The 3,725-nt window shown below is 51.0% G+C and carries 4 protein-coding genes; 1 reads left to right on the forward strand and 3 read right to left on the reverse strand.

The genetic code is table 11. The features are described 5' to 3' along the window. The first annotated feature begins 271 nt into the window (after positions 1 to 271). Positions 272 to 1,351 (forward strand): endonuclease/exonuclease/phosphatase family protein, encoded by a 1,080-nt coding sequence (locus ACOJS8_RS11650; RefSeq protein ID WP_420148714.1) that lies wholly within the window; start codon positions 272 to 274, stop codon positions 1,349 to 1,351. Here ACOJS8_RS11650 and ACOJS8_RS11655 read toward each other — a convergent pair. The 3 genes from ACOJS8_RS11655 to ACOJS8_RS11665 form a co-directional block, all read right to left on the reverse strand. Continuing rightward, a complete protein-coding gene (locus ACOJS8_RS11655) occupies positions 1,348 to 2,658 on the reverse strand; it encodes a bile acid:sodium symporter family protein (protein WP_420148715.1) in 1,311 nt (436 codons plus the stop codon). The genes ACOJS8_RS11650 and ACOJS8_RS11655 overlap by 4 nt on opposite strands. Before the next feature lie 83 nt (positions 2,659 to 2,741). Next, positions 2,742 to 3,404: an aspartate/glutamate racemase family protein gene (locus ACOJS8_RS11660; protein ID WP_420148716.1), complete on the reverse strand. Its 663-nt coding sequence runs from the start codon at positions 3,402 to 3,404 to the stop codon at positions 2,742 to 2,744. A 149-nt stretch (positions 3,405 to 3,553) separates the two neighbouring features. Beyond that, positions 3,554 to 3,721, reverse strand: a complete 168-nt coding sequence (locus ACOJS8_RS11665) for a nucleotide-binding domain containing protein (RefSeq protein WP_420148717.1) — start codon at positions 3,719 to 3,721, stop codon at positions 3,554 to 3,556. Positions 3,722 to 3,725 lie beyond the last annotated feature (4 nt).

A 3,725-nucleotide genomic window follows, 5' to 3' on the forward strand; every position in this document is an offset into this window, starting at 1 on the left:
TGGACCCTACCCGAGGCCAATCGTGATGCGACAAAGTTAACAGATTCCTATAACCTCCATTTCCACCAGTTTCACTAAAAATTATACAATCTTCTCCGGGTCCAACTTTTGGAAAAAATTGAATTTTACACGGTGGTGTAAAAACGACTACAAGCGTTCCGGCAGTATCTGGCTCTTCTGTTTTGTAGCAATTTTCGAGCTACCTATGGGTCTCTTCAAACCTCATGATGGTTTTGTAGTTAGTTTAACATTCGCCATTCATAAATCTTGTATGCCCACTCCCGATTTGGTTCTGCTGATCTATTCGATCAGCATTACGTTCGCTTCCTTTATCAACTTAATCCGGCTCGATTACTGGTGGATTCGCATCTGGGATTTTCCGCATCTCCAACTGACCATATTGGCCGCTATTGGGCTGGCGAGCTGGTTTTTTGTAGGCCACCACATGGATGGCTGGTTGCTGATAGTGCCGGTGGGTTTGTTTGCTACGCTGTTGTATCAGGCCTGGCTGATTTATCCCTTTACCCCCTTGCACAAGCAGCAGGTTCATGCCCTGGTTCAGCCGGGCAGTGATTCAGCCGTAAAAGACAATACGATCCGGCTGCTGACGGCCAACGTGTTCATGGAAAATACGCATATGCCTGAGGTGAAAGCTCTGGCCGAGAAACATACGCCAGACGTGATTCTGGTGCTGGAAGCAAATCAGACCTGGCAGGATGCGCTGGCTGGTCTGGAAAAATCGTATCCTCACCGAATGCTGTATCCACTGGAGAATACCTACGGCATGCTGTTTTATTCACGCTTTCCCATGCGCGTTCATGAGTTGCGCTTCCTGATTCAGGATGATATTCCCTCGCTCTACGCCCAGCTTGAATTACCGTCGGGGCAGTTAATCGATTTTTATGGAGTCCACCCAATGCCGCCAAGCCCTACTGAGCATTATCGCTCGACAGAACGCGATGCGGAGCTGATTCTGGTAGGAAAAGAAGCCCGTGCGAAACCCGGTCCGGTCATTGTGGCGGGTGATTTGAACGACGTAGCCTGGTCGCATACGACGCGTTTATTCCAGCGAATAAGTGGCCTGCTAGACCCACGTATTGGCCGGGGGCTTTATAACACATTTCATGCCCGCTATTTTTTCCTACGCTGGCCGTTAGACCACATCTTCGTCTCCTGCCATTTTCAATTACAGTCGATTAAACGTTTGCCCAATTGTGGTTCGGATCATTTCCCAATGCTGGTGACGCTAACGTACGTTGGCGATCAGACGCACAAAGACATAGAGACTCCTCAACCGGAAGGCGATGATCTGGAAGAAGCCAAGGAAAAAATAAATGAAGCGAAAAGCTAATGCACTTCTGTCGTCACGGTTTGTGTAGATTCATGTACCGATGAATCGGATACCGGTCTTCGACGCCAGTAATTCGCCAGAATCGAACCCGAAATGTTCATCCACGGACTGAATACGGCCGCCGGAAGCCCAACCGTGCCCAGTTTGCCCATACTTCCAGCCAGCCCCGACGCCATGCCGCCATTTTGCAGACCGACTTCAAAAGCCACGGTACGTGCCGAGTTTTTGTCGAGGCCAAACAGCCGACTGAGCCAGTAACCAAAAAAGTAGCCCGCGCCGTTGTGAATGACCGAACAGAGAAACAGTAAGAAGCCTACTTTCAGCAGGTTATCGCGTCCGGCGGCAGTCGTTACGGCGGTAAAATAAATAATTCCAAACATCGATACGTAGGGCATCCAGTCATCGAGTTTCGAATAGCGCGTAGCCAGTACGTGGTAGACAACACCCACTACTACAGCGCCCAAAAGGAAACTAAAAATCTCCAGCGTTTCCAGCAGTTCGGGACTTGCTACGTTGGTTTCCAGAAACGACCAGCCACCAAACGCCAGCCCAGGCAGCCACACGACTGCTACGCCAAATACTACGTTGACAATCCGTCGCCCCGACGACGTAGCGGTTTTCAGGTAGTCGTGCAGGAGCGCGGCAAACAGCGGAACAATCACGATTTTGATGATTTCCATCATCATACTGACAAATTTGATCTCGATCAGCGTACCAGCCAGCAGCTTGAGCAACAGGGGCGTCAGAAACGGGGCTACCATCGTAGCCATCGCCGTAACCACCACCGACAGTACCAGATTTGCCTTCGCCAGATACACCATTACGTTCGACGCCAGTCCGCTCGAACACGAACCGATGAGAATGACGCCAGCCGCAATTTCCGGCTCAAACTGAAAGATTTTTGTCAGCAGAAAGCCCATCAGCGGCATGACCGTAAAATGGCAGAACAGCCCAACGATTACGCCCTTTCCTGTATTACGTAGCCCCGAAAAATCGCGGATGCTCATGTGAATCCCCATGCCGAACATAACCGTCTGGATGATAATCAGAATGAGCCACTTATTACGCAAATCGAACGAACCCCACCTGGTGAAAGCCGTTGGGTAAATCATGGCTGCAACCACCGCTACGATAATCCAGGCCGTGTACTGATACGTTCTGAGTGCCGGAATCACCTTCATGCCCAGCGCAAAGCTCACGGCCGACAGTACGGCTGCCGGCTGCCAGATAGCCGCATTTTGCAGAATTAGACCGACTCCTAACGTAGCGATCGCAATGCCAGCAATGTATAACGGAATTTTAGTCATGGGTTTGAGAAAAGGCTTTTTTGTCATGGCTCTGGCCCCCGGCCCGACGCAGGAGGGATAACAAAAAATATTCTTTGGGTAATTTACGCAAACTGCTCCGCCAGGTACTGAGCCGCAATGGGCGGACTTGCCAGAATGGGGACTTTTTTATCCGCTTCGTCCAGCGTATCGACAACCCGCGCCATCGACGCCTGAGCCAGCAAAATCACATCGACTTTAGTGCTTAACTCCTTCAGCGCGTCGGCCACCATCGTGTCATGTTTAGCCGCATTACCGCTCATGAGCGCATCAAACGCGCCTTCGCATAGCACCGACGTGAGTTCGATTTCGCGTCCGGCAACCGCTGCCCGACGACGTACCAGATCGCTGGTAGGTTCGAGCGTAGTGGCTAACGTAGCGATCACGCCAATCCGTTTGCCGGTCTGTACGGCTTTGTCGGCCATCGGCTGATCGACACGTAGCACAGGTACGTTGGTCAGCGCGGCCGAGGCTTCGACAGCCGCGCCAATCGACGAACAGGTGACCAGAATAAAATCCGCCCCCGCATCTTCCGCAGAACTCACGTAATGCCCAACGCGACGAGCAATATCGGATGTGAGTTCACCGCGTTGGATGATATTTCTGACGAGGCTATCGTCGACAATATTAAACGTTTGCACGCCCGGCAGATACTCGTTACACAACTGCTGAAATACAGGCACCAACGTAGCGGATGTATGAATCAGACCTAAGGTTTTTGGGGTCATTTCAGTTTTATATTATACAGAAAAGTTATTTGTGCGATTTTGTCATTCCGACCGTAGGGAGGAATCTCAACTTCCCAATAGACGAGCTTGAGATTCCTCCCTACGGTCGGAATGACAAAAGCTCCTTTCCCACAATCATGTATATTCTATCAAAATACTCGTCCTTCCAGCAGCACACCGAAGTAATTCTCAGCGCCAACCTGCCCACCTTTGAAATTCACTTCTACCCCATCCAACGACGAACCGGGTGCCGTAGCGCGACACAAGGGAGCACCGGGAACCAACGGCGCAATCATCTCCACGGCTTCGATGCCCATTGCC

The sequence above is a fragment of the Spirosoma sp. genome (assembly GCF_048594605.1).
Taxonomy (GTDB): domain Bacteria; phylum Bacteroidota; class Bacteroidia; order Cytophagales; family Spirosomataceae; genus Spirosoma.

Coding starts and splice junctions, on each gene's coding strand:
- ACOJS8_RS11655 (WP_420148715.1), bottom strand. CDS start 2,658: ATGACTAAAATTCCGTTATACATTGCTGGCATTGCGATCGCTACGTTA.
- ACOJS8_RS11665 (WP_420148717.1), bottom strand. CDS start 3,721: ATGGGCATCGAAGCCGTGGAGATGATTGCGCCGTTGGTTCCCGGTGCT.
- ACOJS8_RS11650 (WP_420148714.1), top strand. CDS start 272: ATGCCCACTCCCGATTTGGTTCTGCTGATCTATTCGATCAGCATTACG.
- ACOJS8_RS11660 (WP_420148716.1), bottom strand. CDS start 3,404: ATGACCCCAAAAACCTTAGGTCTGATTCATACATCCGCTACGTTGGTG.